Annotated in this window: 22 protein-coding genes; 9 read left to right on the top strand and 13 right to left on the bottom strand. The window is 62.4% G+C overall.

From position 1 onward, the window contains the following. Positions 1-14: 14 nt before the first annotated feature. Together CLV45_RS18450 and CLV45_RS18445 are read left to right on the top strand one after the other, a co-directional pair. Positions 15-992: a zinc dependent phospholipase C family protein gene (locus tag CLV45_RS18450; protein WP_100337950.1), complete on the top strand. Its 978-nt coding sequence runs from the start codon at positions 15-17 to the stop codon at positions 990-992. A gap of 96 nt (positions 993-1,088) precedes the next feature. Further along, complete coding sequence (locus CLV45_RS18445) at positions 1,089-3,929, top strand: S9 family peptidase (protein WP_100337949.1); 2,841 nt, start codon at positions 1,089-1,091, stop codon at positions 3,927-3,929. A 76-nt stretch (positions 3,930-4,005) separates the two neighbouring features. Here CLV45_RS18445 and CLV45_RS25025 read toward each other — a convergent pair whose 3' ends face one another. The 3 genes from CLV45_RS25025 to CLV45_RS18430 all read right to left on the bottom strand — a co-directional run bounded on the left by CLV45_RS25025 (position 4,006) and on the right by CLV45_RS18430 (position 6,744). Then, positions 4,006-4,539 (bottom strand): hypothetical protein, encoded by a 534-nt coding sequence (locus tag CLV45_RS25025; RefSeq protein ID WP_157807639.1) that lies wholly within the window; start codon positions 4,537-4,539, stop codon positions 4,006-4,008. A gap of 55 nt (positions 4,540-4,594) precedes the next feature. After that, on the bottom strand, positions 4,595-5,563 hold the full coding sequence (locus tag CLV45_RS18435; RefSeq protein WP_100337947.1) for a GDP-mannose 4,6-dehydratase: 969 nt from the start codon (positions 5,561-5,563) through the stop codon (positions 4,595-4,597). 239 nt (positions 5,564-5,802) lie between these two features. Further along, positions 5,803-6,744, bottom strand: a complete 942-nt coding sequence (locus tag CLV45_RS18430) for an ion channel (protein WP_100337946.1) — start codon at positions 6,742-6,744, stop codon at positions 5,803-5,805. A 324-nt stretch (positions 6,745-7,068) separates the two neighbouring features. Here CLV45_RS18430 and CLV45_RS25020 point away from each other — a divergent pair, with 324 nt between their 5' ends. The 5 genes from CLV45_RS25020 to CLV45_RS18405 all read left to right on the top strand — a co-directional run bounded on the left by CLV45_RS25020 (position 7,069) and on the right by CLV45_RS18405 (position 10,694). Beyond that, the gene (locus CLV45_RS25020; RefSeq protein ID WP_157807638.1) at positions 7,069-7,248 is read left to right on the top strand and encodes a hypothetical protein; all 180 of its coding nucleotides are present in this window, start codon (positions 7,069-7,071) and stop codon (positions 7,246-7,248) included. Positions 7,249-7,357: 109 nt separating this feature from the next. Next, entirely contained in the window at positions 7,358-7,729 is a 372-nt protein-coding gene (locus CLV45_RS18420) for a DMT family protein (RefSeq protein WP_100337944.1), read from the top strand. A 125-nt stretch (positions 7,730-7,854) separates the two neighbouring features. Then, positions 7,855-8,595 carry a hypothetical protein gene (locus CLV45_RS18415; RefSeq protein ID WP_157807637.1) on the top strand — a complete coding sequence of 247 codons (741 nt, stop codon included), beginning with the start codon at positions 7,855-7,857 and terminating at the stop codon, positions 8,593-8,595. Positions 8,596-8,661: 66 nt separating this feature from the next. After that, positions 8,662-9,357 (top strand): response regulator transcription factor, encoded by a 696-nt coding sequence (locus tag CLV45_RS18410; protein WP_100337942.1) that lies wholly within the window; start codon positions 8,662-8,664, stop codon positions 9,355-9,357. 5 nt (positions 9,358-9,362) lie between these two features. Beyond that, positions 9,363-10,694 carry a sensor histidine kinase gene (locus tag CLV45_RS18405; RefSeq protein ID WP_170061895.1) on the top strand — a complete coding sequence of 444 codons (1,332 nt, stop codon included), beginning with the start codon at positions 9,363-9,365 and terminating at the stop codon, positions 10,692-10,694. Between the two features lie 133 nt (positions 10,695-10,827). Here the strand turns inward: CLV45_RS18405 and CLV45_RS18400 are convergent, their stop codons facing one another. From CLV45_RS18400 to CLV45_RS18380, 5 genes are all read right to left on the bottom strand, one after another. After that, positions 10,828-11,571 carry an SDR family oxidoreductase gene (locus CLV45_RS18400; protein ID WP_100337940.1) on the bottom strand — a complete coding sequence of 248 codons (744 nt, stop codon included), beginning with the start codon at positions 11,569-11,571 and terminating at the stop codon, positions 10,828-10,830. A 74-nt stretch (positions 11,572-11,645) separates the two neighbouring features. Continuing rightward, positions 11,646-12,539, bottom strand: coding sequence for a helix-turn-helix domain-containing protein (locus CLV45_RS18395; protein ID WP_100337939.1), 894 nt, complete (start codon positions 12,537-12,539; stop codon positions 11,646-11,648). A 188-nt stretch (positions 12,540-12,727) separates the two neighbouring features. Next, complete coding sequence (locus CLV45_RS18390) at positions 12,728-13,150, bottom strand: hypothetical protein (protein ID WP_100337938.1); 423 nt, start codon at positions 13,148-13,150, stop codon at positions 12,728-12,730. A gap of 215 nt (positions 13,151-13,365) precedes the next feature. Continuing rightward, positions 13,366-13,953: a helix-turn-helix domain-containing protein gene (locus tag CLV45_RS18385; protein WP_100337937.1), complete on the bottom strand. Its 588-nt coding sequence runs from the start codon at positions 13,951-13,953 to the stop codon at positions 13,366-13,368. Positions 13,954-14,227: 274 nt separating this feature from the next. After that, positions 14,228-15,178: a DUF4062 domain-containing protein gene (locus tag CLV45_RS18380; protein WP_100337936.1), complete on the bottom strand. Its 951-nt coding sequence runs from the start codon at positions 15,176-15,178 to the stop codon at positions 14,228-14,230. Between the two features lie 674 nt (positions 15,179-15,852). On the opposite strand from CLV45_RS18380, the gene CLV45_RS18375 reads away from it, so the two are divergent. Next, positions 15,853-18,189, top strand: a complete 2,337-nt coding sequence (locus CLV45_RS18375; RefSeq protein ID WP_100337935.1) for a patatin-like phospholipase family protein — start codon at positions 15,853-15,855, stop codon at positions 18,187-18,189. A 301-nt stretch (positions 18,190-18,490) separates the two neighbouring features. Here CLV45_RS18375 and CLV45_RS18370 read toward each other — a convergent pair whose 3' ends face one another. The 5 genes from CLV45_RS18370 to CLV45_RS18350 form a co-directional block, all read right to left on the bottom strand. Continuing rightward, complete coding sequence (locus CLV45_RS18370) at positions 18,491-19,312, bottom strand: MIP/aquaporin family protein (protein ID WP_100337934.1); 822 nt, start codon at positions 19,310-19,312, stop codon at positions 18,491-18,493. 99 nt (positions 19,313-19,411) lie between these two features. Beyond that, the gene (pulA, locus tag CLV45_RS18365) at positions 19,412-21,421 is read right to left on the bottom strand and encodes a type I pullulanase (protein WP_100337933.1); all 2,010 of its coding nucleotides are present in this window, start codon (positions 21,419-21,421) and stop codon (positions 19,412-19,414) included. A 51-nt stretch (positions 21,422-21,472) separates the two neighbouring features. Beyond that, positions 21,473-21,970, bottom strand: a complete 498-nt coding sequence (locus tag CLV45_RS18360; RefSeq protein ID WP_100337932.1) for a hypothetical protein — start codon at positions 21,968-21,970, stop codon at positions 21,473-21,475. Positions 21,971-22,015: 45 nt separating this feature from the next. Continuing rightward, positions 22,016-22,789: an alpha/beta fold hydrolase gene (locus CLV45_RS18355; RefSeq protein WP_100337931.1), complete on the bottom strand. Its 774-nt coding sequence runs from the start codon at positions 22,787-22,789 to the stop codon at positions 22,016-22,018. A gap of 64 nt (positions 22,790-22,853) precedes the next feature. Next, positions 22,854-23,786 (bottom strand): hydrogen peroxide-inducible genes activator, encoded by a 933-nt coding sequence (locus CLV45_RS18350; protein WP_100337930.1) that lies wholly within the window; start codon positions 23,784-23,786, stop codon positions 22,854-22,856. Between the two features lie 139 nt (positions 23,787-23,925). Here CLV45_RS18350 and CLV45_RS18345 point away from each other — a divergent pair, with 139 nt between their 5' ends. After that, positions 23,926-25,434 (top strand): catalase, encoded by a 1,509-nt coding sequence (locus CLV45_RS18345; protein WP_100337929.1) that lies wholly within the window; start codon positions 23,926-23,928, stop codon positions 25,432-25,434. The last annotated feature ends 194 nt before the right edge of the window (positions 25,435-25,628 follow it).

The raw sequence follows: 25,628 nt of genomic DNA, 5'->3' as shown, positions 1-25,628 counted from the left end.
TTCTCTCCGACTCTATGCATAAAACCTTTACTCTGGTGCTTTTAGTGGTATTGGCGCTGCTACCCCAAAGGCCCCAGGCCTGGGGGTTTTTCGGGCACCGGCTGATTAACCGGCTGGCGGTGTTTACGCTGCCGCCGGAGATGGTCGGGTTTTACAAGGCCAACATCGACTATATGACCGAAAACGCCACCCGGCCCGACTCCCGCCGCTCGGTGGTGCCCGGTGAAGCCCCGCGCCACTTCCTGGACGTGGACGTGTACGGCGACAGTGCCCTGACCAAGCTGCCCCACAACTGGGCCGACGCCATTGCCAAATACGGCGAAGACTCCTTGATGAAGCACGGCATCGTGCCCTGGCAGGTGGTGAAAATGAAGTACCAGCTGACCGACGCTTTCAAAAAGCGGGATGCCGACCGGATTCTGAGCCTCTCGGCCGACATGGGCCACTACATTGCCGACGCCTGCGTGCCGCTGCATACCACGCACAACTACAACGGGCAGCTCACCGGGCAGCGTGGCATTCACGGGTTCTGGGAAAGTCGGCTGCCGGAAATCCTGAGCGCCAACTACGACTTTTTCGTGGGCCAGCCGGTGTACCTCAAGAACCCGACGGAAACCATTTGGCAGGCCGTGGGCCGCTCCAACGCCGCCGTCGACTCGGTGCTGGGCTTCGAGCGGAAGCTGACCACCGAGTTTGCCGAGGACCGTAAGTTTGGCTTCGAGGAGCGCGGCAACCAGACCGTGCGCGTCTACTCCCGGGACTTTACCAACGAGTACCACCAGCGCCTCAACGGGCAGGTGGAGCGGCAGATGCGCCTGGCCGTGAAGCTGGTGAGCAGCTACTGGTACACCTGCTGGGTAGACGCCGGGCAGCCGGATTTGGGCAAGCTGCCCCGCGCGGCTTCCGAAACCGAGAAGCAACGCCTGGCCAAAGAATCGGCGGAGTTGAAGAACGCGCCGGCCCAGGCCGCTGTTCCGGGCCACGAAGACTAACCAACGTCCCGCCCGCCGGCTGCAACCACCGGGCGGCTTTTCCTTCTTTTGCTGAAACCCAACCTTCCCTGCTTTTTCAGGGCTACGCTTCTATTGATGTATAAACCGTTTGCCTTGCTGGCCGGCCTGGCTTTCCTGCAGCCCGCCGTTGCCCAGCAAACCCCGAAAAAGCCCCTCGACCACTCGGTGTACGACCAGTGGCAGAGCGTGGCCAACCAGAAAATCAGCCAGAACGGCAAGTACGTGCTGTTTCAGGTGAAGCCCCAGCAGGGCGACGGCACGCTCTACCTCAAGACGGCCACCAACGAAACCCTGCGCCAGGTGAGCCGCGGCGACTCGGCCCAGTTTACGGCCGACTCCAAGTTTGCCGTCTTCAGCATCCGGCCCCAGTACCACGTGGTACGCCAGGCCAAGATCAAGAAGAAAAAGCCCGCCGACATGCCCAAGGACTCCCTGGGCGTGTATACCGTGGCGGGCAATAAGCTGGTGAAGTACCCCAACGTGAAGTCGTTTCAGCTGGCCGAAGACGCGGCGGTGCTGGCGTTTCTGGGGGAACGGCTGCCGGTGAAGGACGCGGCCAAAAAGGTCCCGACCGACACCATCAAGAAGCTCACCGACCAGCTGCTCGAAGCCAAGAAGGAAGGCGCCCCGCTGACGGTGGTAAGCCTGCTGACGGGCAAGACCAGCACGTTTGACTTCGTGACGGAATACCAGGTGAGCAAGCCCGGCAACAAGGTGGGCTTTGCGGTGGTGGCGCCCAAGGGCAACAAGGACGTGAAATCGGGCCTGTACGTGCTGGACGTGGCCTCGGGCACGGCCAAGCTGGTCAGCGCCAGCAAGGGCGTGTATAAGAACATTGCCTTCGACGAGGCCGGCAAGCAGGTGGCTTTCACGGCCGAGAAGCACCCGGAAAAAGCCCTGGTCAAGCCCTTTAGCCTGTACTATTCTGATTTGGGTGCCGACTCGGCCCGGGTGCTGCTGAAGCCGGGCGCGACGCCCCTGCGCAAGGGCTGGTCGCCGAGCGGCTTTGGTAAGGTTTCGTTCAGCAAGAACGGCGAGAAGCTGTTTTTCGGCACGGCCCCCGACCCGATTCCGCAGGACACCACGATTGTAGACTTCGAGACGGCCAAGCTCGACATCTGGAACTACAAGGACGACTACCTGCAGCCGATGCAGCTTAAAACGCTGAAAAAGGACTTGCAGCGCAATTACTTAGCGGTTATCTACCCCAGGAAAGACGGCAAGTTTGTGCAGCTGGAAGACGAGTACCTGCGCGACTCCTTCCTGCCCGAAAATACCAACGCCGAGTACATTCTGGCCGTGACGGACACCGGCAAGCGAGTCTCGATGCAGTGGGAAGGCACCACGCTCAAGCAGGCCTATTTGGTATCGACGGTGAGCGGGGAGCGGGTGGCTGTTAACCCAAAGGCCGCCAAGAGCCGGTTCCAGATGTCGCCCGACGGCAAGTACGTGACCTGGTACGACTACGTGGGCAAGAACTGGTTTGCCTACGCCGTGGACGGCCGCAAAACCGTGAATCTGACCGGCAAGCTCAACGTGTCGTTTACGGATGAGGAAAACGACTCGCCCGACGACCCGCAGCCCTACGGCCTGGCCGCCTGGACCAAGGACGATGCGGCCGTACTGCTCTACGACCGGTACGACATCTGGAAAGTAGACCCCAAAACCGGCGCGGCCGTGAATTTCACGAACGGCGTGGGCCGCAGCACCAAGCAGATTTTCCGCTACACGATTCCGGTCGAGAAAAAGAAGTTTATCGAGCCCAAGGACGAGCTACTGCTGCTGGTGCAGAACGAGACAACCAAGCAGTGGGGCTACTCCCGCAAGGGCATCAGCAGCCTGAAAGCCCCCGAGGCCCTGGTAATGGCGCCCTTCGGCTATTCCAACCTGATGCAGGCCAAAAAGGGCGACGCCTTTATCTACACCAAGTCGAACGTGAGTGCCTCGCCCGATTTGTACGTGAGCCGGGACTTGAAAAAGGAAATCAAGCTGAGCAGCATCAACGCCCAGCAGAAGGACTACAACTGGTTTACGGCCGACCTCGTGCACTGGACCACGCCCAAGGGCTACAAGGCCACCGGCGTGCTGTACAAGCCCGAGAACTTCGACCCGGCCAAGAAGTACCCGATGGTGGTGTATTTCTACGAAAAGCTTTCCGACGGCCTGTATAAGTACACGGCCCCGGCCCCCACGCCTTCCCGCCTCGACATTGCCATGTTTGCCAGCAACGGCTACCTGGTTTTCACTCCCGACATCAGCTACACCATCGGGGAGCCGGGCCCGTCGGCAGTGGAGTTCATCAACTCCGGCGTGGAGGATTTGAAGAAAAACAGCTGGGTGGACGCGGCCCACATCGGCCTGCAGGGCCAGAGCTGGGGCGGCTACCAGGTGGCCTACCTCATCACCCAGACCAACATGTACGCTGCGGCCTGGGCTGGTGCCCCGGTGGTGAACATGACCTCGGCCTACGGCGGCATCCGCTGGGAATCGGGTATGAGCCGGCAGTTTCAGTACGAGCACACCCAGAGCCGCATCGGCGGCACGCTCTGGGACCAGACGGACCGCTACATCAGGAACTCACCCCTGTTCCAGTTGCCTAAGGTCCAGACGCCGGTGGTAATTATGTCGAATGATGCCGACGGGGCCGTGCCATGGTACCAGGGCATCGAAATGTTCACCGATTTGCGCCGCCTGGGCAAGCCCGTGTGGCTGCTGCAGTACAACGGCGAGGCCCACAACCTGGTGAAGCGCGAAAACCGCAAGGATATTTCGGTGCGGGAACTACAGTTCTTCGACCACTACCTCAAGGGTGCCCCCGCCCCGGTGTGGCTGGAGCGCGGCGTACCCGCCGTGGAAAAAGGCCGCAACTGGGGCCTGGAAACGACGACAAGCAGCGCGGTGAAAACGACGCCGTAGGTGAATCCGCTAGGCTGACAAGGCCCGCTGCGTCCTCGGCGCAGCGGGCCTTGTTTTTTCTGTCAAAGCCGGGGTACTAGTACTCTATAAAGACTTTACCCAGGGATATTATCCGGCGGTAGCTTACCAGACTATCATACAAAAGCTGGCCCCGCAAGGACTCTAACAGCCGTTGGTTGCGCAGCGTATCCGCTGACAGAATGTGGAGTGAATCACCGCTAATGATGAATACTGGGTGCGAAAAAACCGGGTTTCCGCGCCATTTGGCGTTGTGCAGCTGGGTGTGGTAGAAGTAGTACAGGCCATTACAGTTGGTGGAGTTGACTATTGGCTGAATAGTCAAGGCTGAAACAAAAGGCTTTTTAAACGGCGGGCCGGACTTCAGGGCCCGATACTGCGCCGCAAACTGCCGAAACAGCTTGGGGCGGCAGGTACAGGCATCCTCCAGCAGAACGTATTCCCGCCGCGGTGCATTACGAAAATGCCTGCTGTGATGCGGAACAGGAACTCTTAGGCGTGCTTTTGCCGCGTGGTACGACTCTTTGCCACAACCTAGCAGCAGAAACCCGATTACCCCAACCCATAAATACGTGCTTAAGCGCTGACTCACGTGCTAGCCAAAGTAGGGTTTGCTTCTGTGCAGGCTATTCCGTAGCTACTCCTCCTCACACCACCTCCACTACGGGCAGCCAGGCTACGAACTGGCGCAGGCCCTCGGTCAGGCTAGTGTGGGGCGCGTAGCCGAGCAGAGTCTGGGCTTTACGGATATCGGCGAAGGTGATGTCGACGTCGCCGGCCTGCAGGGGCTCGAAGCGCAGCTCGGGCGCGATGCCCACAGCCTGCCCCACAGCCTCGATGAGCTCCAGGAGCGGGATGGGTCGGCTGTTGCCCAGGTTCACGGTTTCGAACACGCCGGTGTGGCTGAGCAGGTAGCGCACCCCGCGCACAATACCGTCTACGGTATCGGCCACGAAGGTATAGTCGCGGGCCGTGCTGCCGTCGCCGAATACCGGAATGGGCTGGCTGGCGCGCAGCAGGCGCGCAAACTTGTGAATGGCCAAATCGGGGCGCTGGCGCGGGCCGTACACGGTGAAAAACCGGGCGTTCAGCGCGTCGAGCTGGTAGAGGTGATGGTAGGTGTGGACCAGCTCCTCGCCGGCCAATTTGCTGGCCGCGTAGGGCGAAATGCAGGTGGCCAGCGGGTTCAGATCTTCCCGGAAGGGCTTCTCGGTAGAGTTGCCGTACACCGACGACGACGAGGCGAAAAACAGCTTATTGACGCCCTGCTGCCGCATCCACTCGAGCAAGTGCAGCGTGCCCATGACGTTGTTTTCCACGTACGCCGCCGGCTGTTGCACCGAGGGGCCCACGCCGGCCTTGGCCGCCAGGTGCACCACTACCTCGACCGGTACCGGGGGCAGGGCGGCGGGACCCTGGCGCAGGTCGGCTTCGTAGAAGGTGAAGTGCGGGTGTTCGGCAAAAGCGGCCATATTCTGCTCCTTCACCGCCCGCGGGTAGAAGGGGTCAAAGTTGTCGAGGCCCACCACGCGGTAGCCCTCGCGCAGCAGCCGCTCGCACAAGTGGGAGCCGATGAAGCCGGCGCAGCCAGTAACAAGAACGGTGAATGAGGACAAGCTAGTAGAACTAAGAATAACTGCCGGGTAAAGGCCACCACAACCACATCAGCTGTATGATGTTCAGTTTACTGCCGCCGCGCAGCGGGTCAGCGGCCAGGCAGAATCGGAGCAAGCTAGGGAAAGATGTTCCGTTTTCCGCTTTTCCCCTTCTACAACCAGCCACTCCGGCCGGGGTTTGTCGACGGTCGGGCGGCTGGGCAGTTGCTCGGCGCCGCCCCCCTTTGGCCCCGCACCCGCTACACGGCCTCGGTTTCGTGCAGCCGGTCCAGGTCCAGCACCACCACGCCGTCGTCCTCGATGTCGTAGGCGCGCACGTAGCGGCGGTTCCACTCCAGCTCGTCGAAGCGGTAGGAGTTGCGGGCGTGCACGTCCTGAGCAAAGGTGTCGTCGTAGCCCTTCAGGGAAATCAGAATTTCGGCGTAGCGGGCCGTCAAATCCTGCTGGGTGAGGCCGTGCAGGGGGCTTTCCGGAGTGATGTCGTGGGCAATGGTCCAGTTCAGGGGAAAGAAATACACCGAGTCGCGCTCCAGAATCAGGTTGTGGTAGCTGCGGTTGCCGTCGGGGTCGGTGAACTGCAGCAGCACCCGGGCCCGCAGCTCCACCAGGGTGCTGCGGTGGCGGTTGGCCACCCGAAACTGCAGGCTAGCCTGACCGTTGGGGCGGGTCGTAATCAGGGCGGTGCGGCTGAAGAGGATGCCCGCCCGGGGCCGCGAAAACCGCCCGTAGAGCAGGCCCGTGGCCAGGGCCGCCATCAGCAGGCCGGTCATGGCCTCGGCGCTGGCCAGCAGCCCGGTCCCGATGCTGTTGGGGGCAATGCCGCCGTAGCCCACGGTGGTGAAGGTTTGGACGCTAAAGAAAAATGCCTGCAGAAACGGCGGAATGTGGGTGAGCGTGGCCGTGCCGCTCAGGTGCTCCAGGCCCAGCCACAGGTAGCCGGCCGCAAACAGCAGGTTGACCAGAGTAAGTCCGCTGAAGACCAAACCCAGAAACGGCAGCCAGTCCATGGTAATCAGCTCCTGGTACAGGTCGCGCACGTGGGCCTGGCTACTACGGCGGCGCACGTTGAAGGAGCCGTCGTGGTTGATGGCCCGGCGCGTGGGCTGGCCAAAGTTGACGCCAATGCCCGGGTCGAGCGGACTGGCGGGCTTCGAGGGAGCAGGACGGGGAGCAAGGGCCATAACGCCGCCAAGGTAGCTACTTTCGGGGCTCCGTAAACCCAGCCCACGCGCAGGCCGGGCGCTTTTGCTACCTTTCCAAGCCGGTTAATTCCGCTCGGCTAAGCCGGCGGCCCAGTTACCCCCACGACGCTGCTCATGCACTTCCTGACTCGCACCAAGCTGCGCCTGGCTTTCCTATGGGGGCTATTGGTACTACTGATATTTAACAAAAGCCTGTATGGGCTGCTGCTGCAAATTCTTTTCCCCGGCTATGGCAACCGGAATTTGACGTACCCGGAATGGCTGCGACTGAAAACGGTAGAAATCAGCTGGCACCGGGCTGTTATGCTTTTGCTGTTTGGCCTGCTGGCCGCCGGCCTCTACAACTTCCGCTGGCTCAATCGGGACTTTCCCCGTAAAGACGGACCCTATAACTGGGCCCAGCTGCTCACCTTCATCCTGGTACTTTTGCTGCTGCTGCTCGGCTTTGTGGCCCTTACAGCAGGGGGTGGAATGCTGGGCTAAGCAGCCGCCCATTCCCGGCCTGCTTATCTGGCAACGGTCCTTGGGCCAGGAGTCGGCACCCGGCCCGCTCCAAACTCGTACTGCGCACTATTCTTTGTATGCTGCTCCTATGAAAGGTTTCTACACCATCCTGCTGCTCACCATCTCCAACCTGTTCATGACCTTCGCCTGGTACGGGCACCTGCAGTTCAAGAAAATCACCTGGCTGCACGGCCTGGGCCTGGTGGGCGTGATTCTCATCAGTTGGGGCTTGGCCTTCTTCGAGTACGTGTTTCAGGTGCCCGCCAACCGCCTGGGTTTCGAGGAAAACGGCGGCCCCTTCAGCCTGTTTCAGCTCAAGGTGATTCAGGAAGTGGTGAGTCTGACGGTCTTCACGCTCTGCGCCGTCTACGTATTCAAAACCGACAAGCTGGGCTGGAACCACTTAGTGGGCTTCGGGCTGCTGGTGGCGGCGGTGTACGTCATTTTCAGGAAGTGGTGAGCAAGGGCGAAATGGGCGGCGGCACCTGAAGAAAAATTAATGTGAGCTTCAGCCCGTCGTTAGGTACGCCCGGCACCTTTGAAGTATCGATTGGGAACAAGCCCAGTTATTAGCTTCTCGCTTGTATGCTTAAATCAGTCCACTTCTTACCGTTGCTCCTGCTCCTGCTGGCCGGCCCCCTACCCAAGGCCCTGGCCCAGAAGCCCCGCCACCCTTCCCCGCCGGCCCTGGCCACCCAGGAACGCTCGGGCACGCTGCTACGCTACACGGCCAACCCCGAAGGCCTCTACGACGGCTTCATCTACCAGGCCGGCGGCACCCAGGACTCGGTGCACTTCCTGCCCGACCTGGCCGAGTCCCTGATGACCGTAATCAAGCCCGGGCAGAGCATCCATTTCACCACCACGCAGCACCAGCTCCAGGAAGGAGGTGCCCGCCGGGAATTGGTGAGCGTCAAGCTCGGCAAGAAAACCTTGGTCATGGCCCTGCCGCCACCTCCGCCGCCCGCCCCGCCGGTGCCCGGCCAGACGCCTGGTGAGCCACCCATGACGCCGCCCCCACCCCCGCCGGCCCCGCCCCTGCCCCCGGTGGGCAAGCGCAAGCCGGTAGCGGTGGAAGGCCGCATTACGGCCCTGCGCAACGACCGGCAGGGCCACCTGCGGGCCATTATGCTGGCCGACCAGACCCTGCTGACCGTGCCGCCCCACGTGGGTGTGCAGCTGGCCGACAAGCTCAAGACCGGCACCACGCTGCAGGCTACCGGCCTGCCCCTGGAGCTGCACCGCGGGGCCGTGGCCGCTGATAAGCTGCGCCGCATTCATGCCCTGACCCTTACCGTGGACAACGTCCAGTTTCTCATCAACTAGCCTAAGCAAGGCCTACCACCCGCCCGGGTAGTAGGCCTTGCGTGCATTTGCTTAGCTTCGCTGCCCATGCGAATTCTGCTCATTGAGGATGAGGCCCGCCTGGCCGGCTTTGTGCAACAGGGTCTGGTGCAGGCCGGCCACGTGGCCGACGTAGCCGCCACCGGCCCCGAAGGCCTGGAGCGGGCCGCCACTACTAGCTACGACGTTATCCTGCTCGACTTGATGCTGCCCGGCCAGAACGGCTTCGAGGTGCTGCGCAACCTGCGCGAGTTCGGCCTCGACGGCGTGCCGGTCATCATCCTCAGTGCCTTGTCCGACACCCCCCACGTTATCCGGGGGCTCGACGCCGGGGCGGTAGACTACCTGCGCAAGCCCTTTGAGTTCGACGAGCTGCTGGCCCGGCTGCGGGCCGTGGAGCGCAAGCGCGGCAGCCCGGAAGCCGCCGTGCTCCGCCTCGCCGACCTGGAGCTGGACCCAATTCACCGCTCGGTGACGCGGGCCGGACAGCCACTCACGCTCACCAACCGGGAGTTTGCCCTGCTCGACTTGCTGCTGCGCAACGCCGGGCGCGTCGTCACCAAAACCCGTATTGCCGAAAAGGTCTGGGACGTGGACTTCGACATGGGCTCCAACGTTATTGAGGTGCACATTTCCCAGCTGCGCCGCAAGCTGGACCGCGCCTTCCCCGACCGGCCGCCCCTGCTCGAAACGGTGGTGGGCCATGGCTACCGCCTGGTAGGCAGCCCCACGGCTTCCCTGTAATGCCCATGCTGCGCCGCCCGCTTTCTTTGCGCACCAGCCTGTTTCTGGCCCTGGCCCTAGTAGTAGGGCTCACCACCGGGCTGGCCGGGGGCTACCAGTACCTGCACCTGCGCCAGGTGCTAAGCCGCGCCGACGACGCCCGCCTGCAGGCCCGTGCCACGCTGCTGCTAAACCGTACCGAGCTAGGCAACGACCGGCCCGTGGTGCCCCTGCCCGACCAGCTCGACGAGCGTATCCTGGTGCGCTACGTGGCCCCGGGCGCCCCGCCGCTGGAAATATTCCGCTCGGCGGGCTGGCCCGGTTTCACAACGGAGGGCTGGCGGCGGGTGCGGGTACAGCGCACCATGATTCTGCGCCCCGACGACCACCTGGAGCTGTGGTTGGCCCACCCCGATACGGCCCTGCACACCGAGCTGGCCCAGGTGCGGCAGGGGCTGCTGCTCACGGCCCTGGGCAGCCTGCTGCTGGCCGTAGTGCTGGCCCTGGCCCTGGGCAACGTGGTGCTGCGGCCGTTGCGGCGCATGGCCCAGGCAGCGCGGGCGGTGGCTACGGCCCGGGACGCCGTGTCTCTGCCCGTGCCCGCCACCTACGACGAAGTACAGGAACTGGCCGAAGCGCTGAACGCCATGCTGCGGCGCCTGCGCGAAGGAGCCCAGCTCCAGGACAACTTTCTGGCCGCCGCCGCCCACGAGCTGCGTACCCCGCTGGCGACGTTGCACACCGGCTTGGCCGTGACCCTGCTCGACCCCGCCCTGCCGGCCGCCAACCACCAGCAACTGAGCGGGCAGCTCGAAGAAATCCGGCGGCTGAGCCGCTTGGTCGATGACTTCCTGCTGGTCAGCCGCCTCGGGGCCGAGGCTTTGCCCCTGCACCTGCACCCCGTGCTGCTCGATGAGCTGGTACTGGCGGCCACCGACCGGCTCCTGCCCCGCTTCCGGACTGCGGGCCGGCCGCTGGAGCTGCTCTTCGACGAACAGGTTGCTTCCTATCAGGTGCTGGCCGATGCCGACAAGCTGACGACGGTGCTGCTGAACCTGCTGGAAAATGCCATGCGCCATGCGCCGCCGGGGGCAGCCGTGCAGGTCGTCGTGGGCCGGGAGCCGGGTTCCGCGGGCCTGTTTGCCGCCGTCCGCAACCCCCTGCCTCATTCCCTGGGCGACTTGAGCCGGCTGACCTCGGCCTACTACCAGGCCGACGTGCTCAGCGACGGGGCCGGCCTGGGCTTGTGGCTCAGTAGCCGCATTGCGGAGCTGCACGGAGCCCGGCTGCTGTTGCGTGAGGAAGACAATATTTTTGAGGCCCGGGTGCAGTTTGCCGTTTCCGGCAGCGCCGCGTAAGCAACATGAACGAAGCACGCACAAACGACAAGAGGCTGAAGCTACGGGGGCTTTGGCCTCTTGTCGTTTTTCACACGGGGTATTGTCAGTTCTGGCGTTGGTTAGAAGCTAGCTTCAATCACACTGACCGCGTTTACCAGGGGATTTCGCCGGTTTCGGGGTTGTATTCCTCGCTGACGAACTTGCCGGTCGGGCCGTGGGCGTCCAGCAGGGCGTACTTCACGACCCGGGCGCCGGCTTCCTGCACGGTGCCGGTGCCGCGGTGGCCGTTGAAATCGGTGGCGACGAAGCCCGGGTCCACGGCATTCACTTTGAAGGGGGTGTCGCGCAGCTCGTAGGCCAGGTTGATGGTGTACATGTTGAGGGCCGACTTGGAGGAGTGGTACACGGCCGCTTTGTGGTCGTAGTACTTGTACCCGTGGGCCGGGTCGCTGTGCAGGGTCAGGGAGCCCTGGGCCGAGCTGACGTTCACGATGCGGGGCTCCGGCGACTCGCGCAACAGGTCGAGAAAGGCCTGCGTGACGGCTATTACGCCAAAGAAGTTGGTGTCGAACACCTTTTTAAACTGACTGGGTTCGGCGGTGAGGGCCGACTGCGGCATGCCGCCGTTGATGCCGGCGTTGTTGATGAGCACGTCGAGGACGGTGGTGTGCTGGCCGACGGTTTCCCGGGCGGCTTTTACCGAGGCGGCGTCGGCTACGTCGAGCTGGATGGGCTCTACCTGGGTGAGGCCTTCGGCATGCAGCCGGGCCACGGCTTGCTGACCGTTGGAGAGGTCGCGGCTACCGAGGTACACGTAATAGCCCTGTTGCAGGAGCAGGCGGGCGGCTTCAAAACCGATGCTTTTGTTGGCTCCGGTAATCAATGCTTTCTTCATGGAAATGTGGTGCTTGGTTGAACAGCACAAAGCTACCGGGCCCTAGTAGCGTCATTGTGGCACATTCGTCGGCATCACGGGTACATTTCGCGGCTGCTGGCGCGGTACTCGGCCGGGGTGAGGCCGGTTTCGCGCTTGAAGAAGCGGCTGAAGTAAGAAGCATCGGCAAAGCCCAGGTCGAAGGCAATTTCCTTCACCGACTGCGGGGTGTGGAACAGCAGGCGCCGGGCTTCCAGTACCAGGCGCTCCTGAATGTGGGCAATGGCCGGCTTGCCGCTCTGGGCTTTCACCACCTCGCTCAGGTGCCCGGCCGAGATGTGGAGTAGGGCCGCATAGGCGCTTACCTCGTGCCGCTCGCGGAAGCACTCCTCAATCCGGGCCCGGTACCTCTGGAGCAGCAGCTGGTCGGCCGAGGGCTCGTCGCCCGGAAACTGCGCCGTGTAGAGCCGGCTGAGGTAGGTGAGCAGCACGGTGAGGTGGGCCGTGAGCATGGGCTGCTGCCACTCGCCGGGCTGCTGGTACTCGGCTTCGAGCTTGGTGAAGAGGTCTTCCACGAAGGCGACGTCGGCCGGCGCCAGGAGCAGCTCGTGGCCGTTCTGGGGGTTGCGCAGCAGCGGCAGCTGCGCCAGGGCCGCGTTGGGCTGCAAGGCCAGAAACTCGCGGGTAAAGGCCAGGCTGAACCCCCACAGCGGCAGCAGCTTTTCTTTCAGCTGCAGCTGGCCGGGGGCCGAGAAGTACAGCGCATTTTCTTTCAGCACGTAGGGCGTCATATCCACCCAGTGCCGGCTACCGCCCCGCTGCACGAACACCAGGTGGTAATAGTCCTTGCGGTGGGGCCGCAGCATGTTTTGCCGGAATGCCGGCTGCTGTCCTTGCGCCCGGGCCAGCTGAAGCAAGCCGCTGCCGGGCGTTTGCTGCGGCGTGAGGGGATACACGGGAACGGGCTGGTCGAGAAGAAGCGTGGACATACCCGAAAGTAATACCCCGGCCGGCCAGTTTACACGGTTGGGAGCTTTTTACCCGGGGCCCGAGGCTGGCTCCTGGCGCGGCGGCGCGGCCAGACTAGCCCCGCCGAGCGGCTTTTTCGTCGCGGTACAGCCACAAAAAAGGCGGCCCCTCGTGGCGGGCCGCCTTTCAAATCATAGGAGCGCGGGCATCACGCCGCTAAGGTGGCGCGGTGGTCGGTGACGGCTTTTTGGGCGGCCAGCAGGATGGCCACTTGCCCGTCCAGCAGGTCGTCGTCCACATCGGCCAGGTAGGCGTCGGCGCCGGTATCGTCGGTGACGGCCAGTTCGAGCCGGTCGCGCTGGGCAGTGGCCGTAATCAGGGCTTGCTTGATGCGCGTCCACTCGGTTTTGGTGAGGTCAGGGTCGGCCAGGTCCTGGGTGTAGCGCTCCACGGCGGCGGCGGCTTTGGCCAGGCGGGTGGCCGTGCTGGCGGTGCGCAGTTCGTCGGTTTCGTCGGCGAAAGTGGCGTTGTAGTCGCGGTGCTGGTAGGTTCGCAGCTTCAGGGCCAGGGTGGCCAGAACGGCGTCGCACTCGGCGCGGGACTTCAGGAAAGTAATGGGGTTAGCAGGCATACAAAAAGGGGTTAAACAGTAGAAAATAAGACAGGCCTATTCCCAAAAGCCTGACCGACCAGCAGTGCGGGGCGGCATAGTGCAATAAGGCGTAACGAATTGAGTACTAATTGGGCGGAGCGGCCACGACGACCCGCCCGGGCCAGGGGCCGGGCACGAGGGATAGTGCTTAAATGTAGCCGGCAAGCTCGACTGGCCCAAGCCCCAGCCCCTATTTATTTTGGGGCTGGGGCCAGCAGCTTTTCCAGGGCCGCAGCTTCGGTTTCCAGGGCCTCGGCCCGCAGCCGCAGCAGGTGCCACTGGGCCAGGGCCTCGGGGTCCAGGGCAGTGGGTCGGGTATCGAGCCAGCAGCGCTGAAACCACTGCCGGTAGGCTGCCTGCCCGGCCGGCGTGGCATCGAGCACGGGCGGGGCCAGGGCGTCGGCCTTGGGCAGCGGGGCCAGCAGCGCGGGCAGGGCCCGGGCCCAGCGGGCGGCCACCGCCGCCCGGGCTTCCAGGGGCAGCATTTCGTAGCGCAGGTTAGTGGCCCGCCAGCGGCAGTACCGCAGCCGCTCCTGCAAGGGGCCGGCCGCGAGCTGGCCCTCGGGCACGGCAGGAGCCGGCGCGGGCTCGTCGGGCATCTGCTGGGTCAGGGGCGCCAGGGCATCGAGTAGGGCTAGACTGGGCCGGCGGCGGCCGGCTTCGAGGTGGCTGACCTGTGACCCCGGCACCCCCAGAAATTCGGCCAGCTGGTGCTGGGTAAGGCCAAAATACGCGCGGACCTGCGCAAACAGGGACGAGGAGTGATTTGCGGGACGGGGCATGGGAGAAAAGTGTAGAAAACCTCGACTAAAATAGATTTATATTCTACAGGGTGTGTAGAATATAAATCTACTTTAGTCGAGGTTTTCTACACCCAGTGCTGTAGTTATCCGCTGACCGGTAGCGACGCACCTATTCCAGTGGAACCTGCTGCTGCACTATGGTCCTAACCGGCTGGCCGAGCTGTTAGCCGCAGCAGGCGCACCGGGGTACATGGGTGGAGTTTTGGGCTTTTCATCGGGAGCGTAGGACGGCAGTGGCCAGAGCTAGGTGAAGTTACTTAAGATGAGAATAGCGAATTAAAGTGTAAAGTTCTGAGCCTTTTTCAGTCAATTTCCACACGTCATAAGCAAAGATTTCTTTCCACTGCGACAGACCAGGCTGGTTTGAGGACATTGTTTCGGTGGTTGTCAATCCTAAACGCACCAATTCTTTTAGTGCGTTTTCAATGGCATTGTAAAAATTATCGTCCCTCCCTTTATTTTTATCAATTTCGTTTGATATACCACCTTTGCTTGCGTCTGGCTGTAACGAGCTAACAGCCATAAATACTTCGTATAGATTTACTTTAACAGCATGGTCTTTATCTGAAGTAATATATGTTTCGCTGATTACTTTTTTCAAAACATCTATTTTACTATTGAGCTGGCTTTCGGCTATTTGTGCTTGGAATTTCTTGTTTTCTTTGATTAATCGCGCCAATTCCTCTGCTACCTGCGGGCTAGCTGCTTCTGTAGCCCGCACCCAGCCAGTGCGCGGATTGATAGCAATTTCATTACTGAGCGAAAGCGAAATGTGATAAGCCAGCTTATCAGTCGTATCCCAGAATTTGATAACTCGGGCTTTGCCAACCTTGCTTTTGAAAGCATCAAGCTTTTTTTTTGCTTTTGCCTCCACTTGACTAGCGGGCCATTGCGCGTTCTTATCAATGACGAATCCTAGACGTGGAATCCCCTGCTCTCCGGCATAGTCGTACTCCTGCTCTGTGTAGCTGAGGCCGCTGCCAGGGTCAATTGAGCCGTAGCGATGGGCCAGCACTACGAGGTAGTAATCGGAGCTATCGATATAGCTTCTGATGGTTTCCCATTGGGTTTGATCGCCAGCGTTGAACATCTCCATGCCCACGGGCAGGTGGCCGAGTTGGAGCACGGCCTTCACTACTGCATCGCGGTGCTCTTTGAGGTCATCGAAGGTGGAACTAATGAAAACCTGGTATTTTTTGGCCATAAAATCTAGTAGAAGTATTAGCAGCAAAGTAACAAAATAAGGGGCCGAACCTTGCAGCTTGGTGCCATTGCTTACGCTGACCTTCGATGACCAAATAGGACTGCATGAGGCGTAGCTTATTTTTCAATTTTTCAGAAAATAGGCTACGCTTGAAATGGTTGGGTCTCAGTCCGGCCGCTCCGGCAGTCGCTCGGCTATTGCCGAGTGACGACTACGCCAGAGGGGATCTGCGCCGCGCGTCCCGCGCCGATAGAGGGCGGTTCGCCTCTAGAGGCCGTTGCACAATGTAGAGACGCATATTTGCGTCTCGTCGTTGAACGATTAGGCCCTCACGCAATCCTCAGCAAACAACGATTGAGACGCAAGTATGCGTCTCTACACCCAGGCGGCGCGGTACAATTCGTAGCAGGGCGACGCAAGCGCAGCCAGGCAAGAAAATTTCCGGATGAAATCTCATCGGTATGCGGTCTACCAGACCGGCTTAGCTGCCCGAAAGCGCCCGGAAATCAGGCGGTTTTTATGCCTAGCCCAGTGGATAGACAGGCCTAAACACCGGTTCAGCTTACGGAAGGACCGCGAACATTCCTCTTCATCTATATAATGGGCAACTCCCCTCCCCTGAATGCGTAGGGAAAGCCGAACCCGAACCCGGGCCGTTTACTCCCCTGACCCCTATGCGCAACCTCTACTGCTGGTGCCTGCTTCTGCTGGTATCGGCCTTTTCCATATCTCCCGTTTCGGCCCAGAAAGTGGGCCTTGTACTCAGCGGCGGCGGCGCCAAGGGCTTGGCCCACGTGGGCGTGCTCAAGCAGCTCGAAAAAAACCGGATTCCCATCGACTACATCGTGGGCACCAGCATGGGCGCCATCGTGGGCGCCCTCTACGCGGCGGGCTACACGCCCAAGGAAATCGAGGAAATCGTGCTGGCTCCCGCCTTTCAGGACTGGGTGTCGGGGGTGCCGCTGGAAGGCAAGGTGTATAACTACTACGACGTGGAACCCAGCCCCGCCGCCCTGCACCTGCGCCTGGCCGTGGACTCGTCGCTCCGCACCCGCGTGACGCCCAAGCTGGTGAACGACGTAACCCTGAACTACGTGCTGGCCACCATGCTGGCCCCGGCCGGCGCCATTGCCGACTACGATTTCAATAAGCTGCTGGTGCCCTACCGGGCCGTGGCCTCCGAGGTGTTCACCCGCGAGAAAGTGGTGCAGCGCAGCGGCTCCCTCTCCGACGCGGTGCGCAATTCCATGGCCTTTCCGCTGGCCTTCCGCCCCATCCGCCAGGCCGACGGCCGCTACCTTTTCGACGGGGCCGTGGTGGATAATTTTCCCACCGGGGTGATGCGCGACGAGTTTAAGCCCGACATCATTATCGGCGTGAACGTGGGCGACGTGGCCTTCAACAAGTACCCCAAGGAAAAGGACGACCAGCTGCTGACCAGTACCCTGATTTTTCTGGGCTCCAACGTGGCCGATACCACTTCGGTAGGCCGCAACGGCATCTTCATTCAGCCCGACCTGGACGGCATCACCGCGGCCGACTTCAACAAGGTGCGGCAGCTGGTGCAGCTGGGCGAGCAGGCCGCCGACAAAAAGATGGAGCTGACCCTGCGGCGCATCAGCCGGCGCGAAGACACTCTGGCGTTGCAGCAGCGGCGCCAGGCCTTCCGCAACAAGGCCCCCCGCCCCGACTTCAAGCAAATCACGGTGCAGGGCCTGCCCCGGCAGCAGCAGGATTTCGTGCGGCGCTTCTTCGTCAAAACCGGCACCAATTACTCGCCCGGCGACATTGAGGAAGGCTACTACCGGCTCGTCAACAACGACTTCTTCAACAACGTCTACCCCCGCATCCGCTACGACCAGAAGCAGGAAGGCTACGTGCTGGGCATCGACGCGCGCCAGAACAGCAACCTCACCGCCGACCTGGGCGTGATGCTCTCGACCCGCTCGATGAACAACTTCTACATCGGGGGGGCGTACCGCTACCTGAACCGCTACCTCTACACCGTGCGGGCCGATGCCACCATCGGGCGGTTCTACAACGGGGCCCGGGGCTCGTTCCGGGTCAGCATTCCGGGCCGGATTCCGCTCTATTTCGAGCCCACCGTGACTTTCAACAACTTCAACTACCAGGACACCGGTGGCCTGCTGGGCACCACGGCCCAGAACACCCAGCTCAGCCAGCGCGACTTCAAAACCGAGCTCCAGATTGGCTTCAGCCCCAACTACCGCAGCCGCTACACCCTGAGCGGGGGCCTGTTTACCAACCGCGACCAGTACGCCAACACCGACGAAATCAGCTCCAACGCCACCCTCGACCAGGACCGCCTGCAGGGCCTGACGGCGGCCGGCCGCTTCGAGCGGAACTCGTTGAACCGCCGGCAGTACGCCGTCAGTGGCCGCCGCGTCGACTTCAGCGTGCGGGGCGTATCGGCCCAGGAGAAGTACACGCCCGGCACCACGGCCGGGGAGCTGCCCGAGCGTACCAAAAACCAGACGTTTCTGAAAGCCAACCTGTTTATCGAGCAGTACTTCACCTTCAACAAGGTCGATTCGGTGGGCCGCAAGGTGAATGCCTGGGGCTATATTTTCGACGCCGTGGCTACCACGCAGGGGCCGTTTGCCACCTACCGGGCCTCGCTCACCTCGGCCCCGGCCTTTTTGCCCCTGCCCGACTCCCGCACCATCTTCCTGGACCGTTACCGGGGCACGGCCTACGCCGCCGTGGGTTTGCGCTACACCAAGGCCGTGCTGGGCCCGGTAGAATGGCGCACCGAAGTATACACCCACGTGCTGGTGCGGCAGTGGGAGCGGCAGGAAGCCAACACCGTGCTGGCCCGCCGCGGCAACACCATCAGTCGCCCCTACCTCACGGCCATGACCGGCCTGGTCTACCAAACGCCCGTCGGCCCGGCCTCCCTGCAGTTCATCCACTACGACGACCAGGACCATAAATTCGGCGTCTTCGCCCACATCGGCTACGTCCTCTTCCGTGACCGGGCGCTTGATTAAGTGGTGACATGGTAAGATGGTGAAATGGTGAAATGGTGAGTTTGCTGTTCTGTCATCCTTCATCCGGCGTACGCTTGCGAAGGACCTTCCTCACCTACCCCACTCAAGGCAGTACCAACGCACAAAGGCCCTTTCCCGCTCAGGCAGGAAAGGGCTTTTATGCGTTTAATCCGGTTTGTCACTCAGGTGAGGAAGGTCCTTCGCTCTGCTCAGGATGACAGATGAAAGAGGACAGCCGAAAAAAGGGGCCAGAACGACAACTCACCAGTTCACCACTTCACTATTTCACCATCTCGCCACTTCACCGCTCCTGCGGATACACCGGGGGCTCGGTGGCGTGGGGCGTGTTGGGGGCGGCAGCGCAGCCGGCCAGGATGGCGCAGGCTAGGTCCTGGCCTTTGTAGACCTTGTTGAAAAAGACGGTGGCCAGCAGCATGGCCCCGATGGGCGCCACCCAGTAGAGCCACAGGCCGGTGTAGCTCTGGGCGGCCACGGCGCTGCCCAGGGTCCGGGCCGGGTTGAGGCTCATGCTGGACAAAGGGCTTTCGAAGGTAATGTAGAGCAGCAGCAGCCCGCCGATGAGCCAGCCCGTCGACTTCTTGAGCCGCTCGTGGTGCAGGGCCAGCAGCATGACCACCATCAGGATAAAGGAAATGACGAACTCGGCGCCGAAAGCCACCAGCTGCCCGTGCTTCTTGGGCTCGGTTACCATGTAGTTGACGGCCGGGTGCGCAAAGTACTGGCCCAGGGTCAGCTTGAGCAGCTGGCCCATCAGCAGGGCGCCGGCCAGCTGGGCCAGGATGTACCACAGGGCATCGGCCCGCCGGATTTTGCCCAGCTGCCAGAAGGCCAGCGTCACGGCCGGGTTGATGTGGGCCCCCGACTTCTTGCCCCACGGATTGTACACCAGCACCACAATCACCAGCCCCATTCCCACCCCGATGCCGGCCCGGCGCAGCAAATCCTGCCCGGCCAGGGCCTGGTAGGCCGGGGACTCCGGGTGTTCAAACAAAATGGTGAGCAGCGTGCCGCAGAGCATGAAGAAGCCAATGCCCGCCGCCTCGGCCGCGTAGTGCGGCCAGTGCCGGCGCCCGGCCCGGCGCATTTCCGAAAGTAAAGCCATTCGTGGAGTTGCTGAAATCAGGCGGGCGGGGCAAGCCCGTCCGCAGGACTCTTACCCCGCCCGCGGCTCCGCGGTTACGCCCGCCGGGCCACCGGGGCGCTAGGGCTGCACCAGAATCAGGGCCGAGGAGGCGGGCAGCGTCAGGGGCTTCCCGGCTTCTACCACCAGCTTGTCGAGGCCTTTCTGGCTGATATCGGCACCCCGCAGCACCACCGAGTACGTTCCGGCGGGCACGGCCACGGCAGTAGCCGCGCGGTTGCCGTTCAGCAGCACCGTAATCGTGCCCCAGTCGTCGCCGCCGGCGTGGTTGAGCAGCTGGTAGCCAATGGTATTGGTGGGCATGTTCGGCAGAAAGGCCAGGTGCTTTTCGACCAGCTCCCGGGTGGGCAGGCGGAAGGCCGGGTGGGCTTTGCGCAGGGCCAGCAGCTGACGGTAAAACTCGAATACGTTTTGGTACTGCGCCTTGCGGGTCCAGTCGAGCTGGTTCACGTTGTCGGGCAGGTTGTAGGAGTTGTGGGAGCCGCCCTTGGTGCGCAGAAACTCGTCGCCGACGGGCAGAAACGGAATACCTTGGCTGGTAAAAACGATGGTGTTGCTGAGCACGTCCATCCGGATCAGCTCTTCCTCCGAGGCGCCGGGGTTGGCCACGGTGAGCTTGTCCCAGAGCACCCGGTCGTCGTGGCAGGCCACGTAGTTGATGGCCTGGCTGGGCTCCTTGGCCCAGGGCGCCTTGGCGTAGTTCACCCTGGAGTAGTCGAGCCCGGGGTGCTGGGTGGCCCCCACGATGCCGAACTTCACGCTTTCCTCCAGGCCGGGCTGCCCGCTGGCAAAGCCCGGCTCGTTCTGGCGGGCGTAGTGGCCTTTCACCGCGTCGCGCAGCTCGTCGCCGAAAGCGGCAATCCGGTCCAGCTTGAGGATGTTGGCCTTCACGGCCCTTTCGGTTTCGGGCAGGGGGCTGCTGCCGGCCGTCCAGCCTTCCCCGTACACGAAAATGCTGTGGTCCACTTCATCCAGGGCCACGCGCACGGCCCGCATGGTGCGCAAGTCGAGCACGCCCATCAAATCGAAACGGAAGCCATCCACGTGGTATTCCCGGGCCCAGTACGCCACCGACTCCACGATGAGCTTGCGCACCATGGTCCGCTCGGAGGCCACTTCGTTGCCGCAGGCCGTGGCGTCGGAGTAGGTGCCATCGGGCTTCTGGCGGTAGTAGTAGCCGGGCACGAGCTGGTCGAAGGAGCTGCGGGCGGCATTGGCGGTGTGGTTATATACCACGTCGAGCACCAGACGCAGGTCGTGGCGGTGCAGGGTCTGGATCAGCTGTTTGAATTCCAGGATGCGGGCGGCGGGGTTGGCGGGGTCAGTGCTGTAGGAGCCCTCGGGCACGGAGTAGTGCAGCGGGTCGTAGCCCCAGTTGTAGCGGTTTTCCTCCAGCCGGCTTTCATCCACGGACGCAAAGTCGTTGGTGGGCAGCAGGTGCAGGTGGGTGATGCCCAAATCCTGCAAATGCCGCAGCCCGGTGCTCACGCCGCCCGGGCCGTGGGTGTTGGTTTCGGTCAGCCCCAGGAACTTGCCCTGGTGCTCGATGCCCGACTGCGGGTGCATGGACAGGTCCCGGACGTGGGCTTCGCCAATGACGATGTCGGTGGCCTGCCTGAGTTCGGGGCGCCGGTCGTCGGGCCAGTCGGCGGGACTCACTGTGGCCGGGTCGAGCAAAGCGCCGCGCAGGCCGTTGAGGCCCACGGCGTGCACGTACGGGTCGGGCACCTCGGCCATTTGCCGGCCCCCGATAGTAGCCTGCACCACGTAAAAGCGGCCCGGCGGCTGGGCTGGCAGCTGGTACGCCCAGGTCCCGCCCGCCGACTTCTGCATGGCGTACGTGGCCACCGGCGCCCCGCCCGTGCCCTCGGCGTAAAGCTTGAGCGCCAGGGCTTCGGCCGTGGGGGCCCACACCCGCAGCGTGGCCTGGCCCCGCACGAAGGTCAGGCCCAGGTCAGAGCCGTTGTAGGTCGGGTAAGCGGCAAAGTTGGGAATCTTGGAATCGGTTTTACGGGAAACGGCGCAGGCGGTGGCCACGGTCAGCAGGCTTAGGAGCAGCAGAAACTTCATGCAGGTAAAGTTGCTCAAAAGCGGGCAGGAATGAATGGCAACCAACCGAAGCTACACCGGCTCCTCGTAATCGTAGAGGACATCAGCATCGGCAACGTACCACGCCAGAAACTCCGCCAGGGAAGTGGTCAGCACTTTGAATACCTGCTTAGTGGGCATAATCCCGATTCGGTAGCCGCTGCCATCAGCATCGGCAATAAAGCCGTACACCCAGCTGCGGTGCAGGTAATCGACGAACTCCGTTATGGCCGCCTGCCCCTGAATAGCGGAGTGCGAGGTTCTTACAAGCACGGCTTTGTTCTCCGTGCGCAACGCCTCCACTGGTAGCAAGGAGAAGCCATTCTCGTCCATATAATTTGGATATAGCTGCGGGGGGCCACTTACAGTGCTGTAGAGCAACTCAAAATCCGGGGGCAGCACTACGCTATTGGTAGCGGCTACTTGCCGCACGTAGGCTAAGTCGGCGGGTGGGCAGGCAATGGCCTGGCGCTGCCAAAACTGCCGGAGCTCCATAATACTGGCGGCCAAGCTGTTGTTTGAAGGAATCATGCGGGCAGAAGGTACTGGTTGCAGTTGAAATGCAGCCACGTAAAACTACAGCCCATTCTTTCCCACAAACTCCCGCAGCAGTTGGGCTACTTCCTGCGGGGCCTCCAACGGGGGTAGGTGGCCCACCCCGCCCAGGATTTCCAGGGGCGTGTTGTCGGGCAAATACGGCAAGGTTTCCAGGCCGTGCACCGAGGGCGACATAATCGGGTCGGCGCTGCCGGTGATGATGAGGCAGGGCCCCTGCACCAAACACAGGCGGGCCGCAATATTTTCTCGGCTGCCGTAGCGCATCCAGGCGTCCCAGGCCGGGTGGGAAGCCCGCAGGTTGTCTTCGATGACGCTGGCCCGTACCTCGTCCGGCACGGGCTTCACCAGGATTTTGGCCGCCGTAGCCGCCGCCGCTGCCGGGCGGCCGAAGGCTTTGAGCGAAGCCGCCCGGTCCGCATCGGTCATGGGCTCGATGGTGGGCGGCGACGGGCCCACCAGCACCAGGCCCCGCAGGCCGGCGGGCTGCTCCGAGGCCACGAACATGGCCGTTTTGGCCCCCATGGAATGGCCCACGAGCACAAAGTTGGTCAGGCCGCGCTGGGCAATAAAGGCCAGCACGTCGGCGGCGTAGTCTTCCACGGCGTAGCCCAGGGCCGGCGCGGGCGCCTGCCCGAAACCGCGCAAGTCGGGGGCCAGGCAGTGGAAGTCGGCGCTCAGCTCATCCATGACGAGCCGCCACTCCCGGCCGCTGCCGGCCCAGTAGTGCAGAAAAACGAAGGTCAGCGGACCGGTGCCGGCTTCCAGCGCGGGTAAATCAATGGGTTGGGGCATGAGGCAGGCAGTTGCTTTCCCTTGAACGTACGGAAACCACCGCCGGGCGGCGCAAGCTCGGCCGTTACTTCCACCGAATTTTCTGCCCGGCCCGGCCCACCTGCAGCCGGGCGGGCAGCCGGGCCAGGATTACGTCGCGCAGGGTGGCCAGCAGCGGCAGCCGCACAAAGCCGTAGTGCACCACCAAGCTCACCTCCCGCACCGGCTCGGGCGCCGCGAAGCGCTTCACCATCGGGTTGCGGCCCACTTCCTCCAGCACCGACAATTCGGGCACCAGGGTGTAGCCGTTGGTGCGGGCCACCAGCTGCTTCAGGGTTTCGATGGAGCCGCTTTCGTAGGTGTAGGGCCGGGGCGTGGTGGGGGCGGGCGGGTTGCAGAGGTTGAGCACCTGGTGGCGGAAGCAGTGCCCCTGCTGCAGCAGCCACAGCCCGTCGGCATCGAGGTCGGCGGGTTCGAGCAGCTCCTTGGCATACAGCGGGTGCGCTTCGGCCACGTAGCCCAGAAACGGCTCTTCCAGCACCGGAATTTCGCGCAACGCTTTGTCGTCCAGTGGCGTCACGAGCAGGCCCACGTCGAGGGTGTGGTCTTTGAGGCGCTGCATGATGGCGGCCGACTGCAGCTCCTCCACGTGTAGGCGCAGGCCGGGGTAGCGCCCGGCCAGCTCCACTAAGAATAGCGGCACGAGGTAGGGCGCCAGCGTCGGAATCACGCCCAGGCGCAGCTCGCCCACCACGTCGCCCTTTTCGAGCTGCACTACCTCGTGGAGCTGCTGTACCTCGCGTAGCACTTGCCGGGCCTGCTGCACCACTTTGGCCCCGGCGGCCGTGGGTTGCAGGCCCTTGCTGGTCCGGTCGAAGAGCAGCACGCCCAGTTCCTCTTCCAGCTTCTGCACCTGCATGCTCAGCGTGGGCTGGGTGACGCAGCAGGCCGTGGCGGCCAGCACAAACTGCCGGTGAGTGTCGAGGGCCACAATGTATTCGAGCTGCTGCAAATTCATGCCGCAAGTATAACCATTAGCTATATACTTATCATAAATATCAATTTTCATTATACCGCAGGAAGCTCAACCTTTGCTCCGCGCCGGTTTAGTCGGGCGCTACTGCCGACCTCCAACCTTTTTCTGCATTTCTGTTCCAATGGAAGAATCCACTCAACCTAAGAAGCTGACTACCGCTTCGGGCCGCCCGATTTTCGATAATCAAAACTCCCAGTCGGCCGGGGCCCGTGGGCCGCTACTGCTGCAGGACTATTTCCTGCACGAAAAGTCGGCCCATTTCAACCGGGAGCGGATTCCGGAGCGCGTGGTCCATGCCAAGGGCAGCGGCGCTTACGGCAAATTCACCGTCACGCACGACATCACCCACCTGACCCGGGCCAAGCTGTTCAGCAAAGTCGGCAACGAGTGCAAGCTGTTTACCCGTTTCAGCACCGTCGGCGGCGAAAAAGGCTCGGCCGATACCGAGCGGGACCCCCGCGGCTTCGCCCTGAAATTCTACACCGAAGACGGCAATTGGGACCTGGTGGGCAACAACACGCCGGTGTTCTTCGTGAAGGACCCGCTCAAGTTCACCGACTTTATCCACACCCAGAAGCGGGAGGCGCGCTCCAACCGCAAGTCGCCCACGATGATGTGGGACTACTGGAGCCTGAACCCCGAGAGCCTGCACCAGGTCACGATTCTGATGTCGGACCGCGGCACGCCCTACGGCTACCGCCACATGCACGGCTATGGCTCCCACACCTTCTCGCTGATTAACGCCGAAAATGAGCGCACCTGGGTGAAGTTTCACTTCCGGACCCAGCAGGGCGTCAAGAATTTCAGCAGCGAGGACGCTACCCGCATGAAGGGCGAGGATCCGGATTTCGCCCAGCACGACCTAGTCGACGCCATCGACAACGGCGACTTCCCGCGCTGGACGATGTTCATCCAGACCATGACCGAGGAGCAGGCCCGCGACTTCCGCTGGAATCCCTTCGACCTGACCAAAGTGTGGCCCCAGGGCGAATTCCCACTCCAGGAAGTGGGCGTGATGGAGCTCAACCACATTCCCGACAATTACCACGCCCATGTGGAGCAGGCCGCGTTTGCCCCCGCCCACGTAGTGGACGGCATCGGCTACTCGCCCGATAAAATGCTGCAGGGCCGCATCCTGAGCTACCCCGACGCCCACCGCTACCGCCTGGGCGCCAACTACGAGCACCTGCCGGTAAATGCCTGCCCCTTCGGCTTCAGCAACTACCAGCGCGACGGCCGCATGGCTCTCGGCGACAACGGCGGCCCCGGCCCGAACTACTTCCCCAACTCCTTCGACGGCCCGGTAGAAGACAAAACCCAGGGCGAGCCCGCCCAGGCGCTGGATGGCTTTGCGGCCCGCTACGACCGGAACGAAGGCCCCGGCAACGACGACCACTACACCCAGGCCGGCAACCTGTTCCGCCTGCTCGACGCCCAGGCCCAAAAGAACCTGATCAGCAACGTGGTAGGTGCCATGAGCGGCATCGACGGCCCCAAAAAGGACCTCATTACCCAGCGCCAGCTGTGCCACTGGTTCCGCGCCGATATTCGCCTCGGTATGGCCATTGCCAAAGGCCTGGGCGTGGACGCGGAAATGCCTACTGAACATGTAGCCGCCGCCACGGTTTAGTGTAGTAAGTACCTGACCTACCTTTTTCTGCACCAAGAGCCGGCTTCCGCAAGGAGGTCGGCTCTTTCGGTTTTCGCACGTCTTTTTTGTGTCCTTGCGAGCCGCGCGAAGCAATCCGTCCTCTGAAATGCGTGGAGTACCCTGAAGTGAAAAGCCCTTTCCTACATGCGGTAGGAAAGGGCTTTGTGGTAAAA

This window comes from Hymenobacter chitinivorans DSM 11115 (assembly GCF_002797555.1).
GTDB classification, from domain to species: domain Bacteria; phylum Bacteroidota; class Bacteroidia; order Cytophagales; family Hymenobacteraceae; genus Hymenobacter; species Hymenobacter chitinivorans.
Note: the sequence above shows the minus strand (reverse complement) of the source record. Positions and strands in the feature narration are given on the sequence as shown.

Excerpts from the sequence above, each read along its gene's own strand:
- CLV45_RS18450 (WP_100337950.1), top strand. The coding sequence starts at position 15 with ATGCATAAAACCTTTACTCTGGTGCTTTTAGTGGTATTGGCGCTGCTA.
- CLV45_RS18445 (WP_100337949.1), top strand. The coding sequence starts at position 1,089 with ATGTATAAACCGTTTGCCTTGCTGGCCGGCCTGGCTTTCCTGCAGCCC.
- CLV45_RS18430 (WP_100337946.1), bottom strand. The coding sequence starts at position 6,744 with ATGGCCCTTGCTCCCCGTCCTGCTCCCTCGAAGCCCGCCAGTCCGCTC.
- CLV45_RS25020 (WP_157807638.1), top strand. The coding sequence starts at position 7,069 with ATGCTTTTGCTGTTTGGCCTGCTGGCCGCCGGCCTCTACAACTTCCGC.
- CLV45_RS18420 (WP_100337944.1), top strand. The coding sequence starts at position 7,358 with ATGAAAGGTTTCTACACCATCCTGCTGCTCACCATCTCCAACCTGTTC.
- CLV45_RS18415 (WP_157807637.1), top strand. The coding sequence starts at position 7,855 with ATGCTTAAATCAGTCCACTTCTTACCGTTGCTCCTGCTCCTGCTGGCC.
- CLV45_RS18410 (WP_100337942.1), top strand. The coding sequence starts at position 8,662 with ATGCGAATTCTGCTCATTGAGGATGAGGCCCGCCTGGCCGGCTTTGTG.
- CLV45_RS18405 (WP_170061895.1), top strand. The coding sequence starts at position 9,363 with ATGCTGCGCCGCCCGCTTTCTTTGCGCACCAGCCTGTTTCTGGCCCTG.
- CLV45_RS18400 (WP_100337940.1), bottom strand. The coding sequence starts at position 11,571 with ATGAAGAAAGCATTGATTACCGGAGCCAACAAAAGCATCGGTTTTGAA.
- CLV45_RS18395 (WP_100337939.1), bottom strand. The coding sequence starts at position 12,539 with ATGTCCACGCTTCTTCTCGACCAGCCCGTTCCCGTGTATCCCCTCACG.
- CLV45_RS18390 (WP_100337938.1), bottom strand. The coding sequence starts at position 13,150 with ATGCCTGCTAACCCCATTACTTTCCTGAAGTCCCGCGCCGAGTGCGAC.
- CLV45_RS18385 (WP_100337937.1), bottom strand. The coding sequence starts at position 13,953 with ATGCCCCGTCCCGCAAATCACTCCTCGTCCCTGTTTGCGCAGGTCCGC.
- CLV45_RS18380 (WP_100337936.1), bottom strand. The coding sequence starts at position 15,178 with ATGGCCAAAAAATACCAGGTTTTCATTAGTTCCACCTTCGATGACCTC.
- CLV45_RS18375 (WP_100337935.1), top strand. The coding sequence starts at position 15,853 with ATGCGCAACCTCTACTGCTGGTGCCTGCTTCTGCTGGTATCGGCCTTT.
- CLV45_RS18370 (WP_100337934.1), bottom strand. The coding sequence starts at position 19,312 with ATGGCTTTACTTTCGGAAATGCGCCGGGCCGGGCGCCGGCACTGGCCG.
- pulA (WP_100337933.1), bottom strand. The coding sequence starts at position 21,421 with ATGAAGTTTCTGCTGCTCCTAAGCCTGCTGACCGTGGCCACCGCCTGC.
- CLV45_RS18360 (WP_100337932.1), bottom strand. The coding sequence starts at position 21,970 with ATGATTCCTTCAAACAACAGCTTGGCCGCCAGTATTATGGAGCTCCGG.
- CLV45_RS18355 (WP_100337931.1), bottom strand. The coding sequence starts at position 22,789 with ATGCCCCAACCCATTGATTTACCCGCGCTGGAAGCCGGCACCGGTCCG.
- CLV45_RS18350 (WP_100337930.1), bottom strand. The coding sequence starts at position 23,786 with ATGAATTTGCAGCAGCTCGAATACATTGTGGCCCTCGACACTCACCGG.
- CLV45_RS18345 (WP_100337929.1), top strand. The coding sequence starts at position 23,926 with ATGGAAGAATCCACTCAACCTAAGAAGCTGACTACCGCTTCGGGCCGC.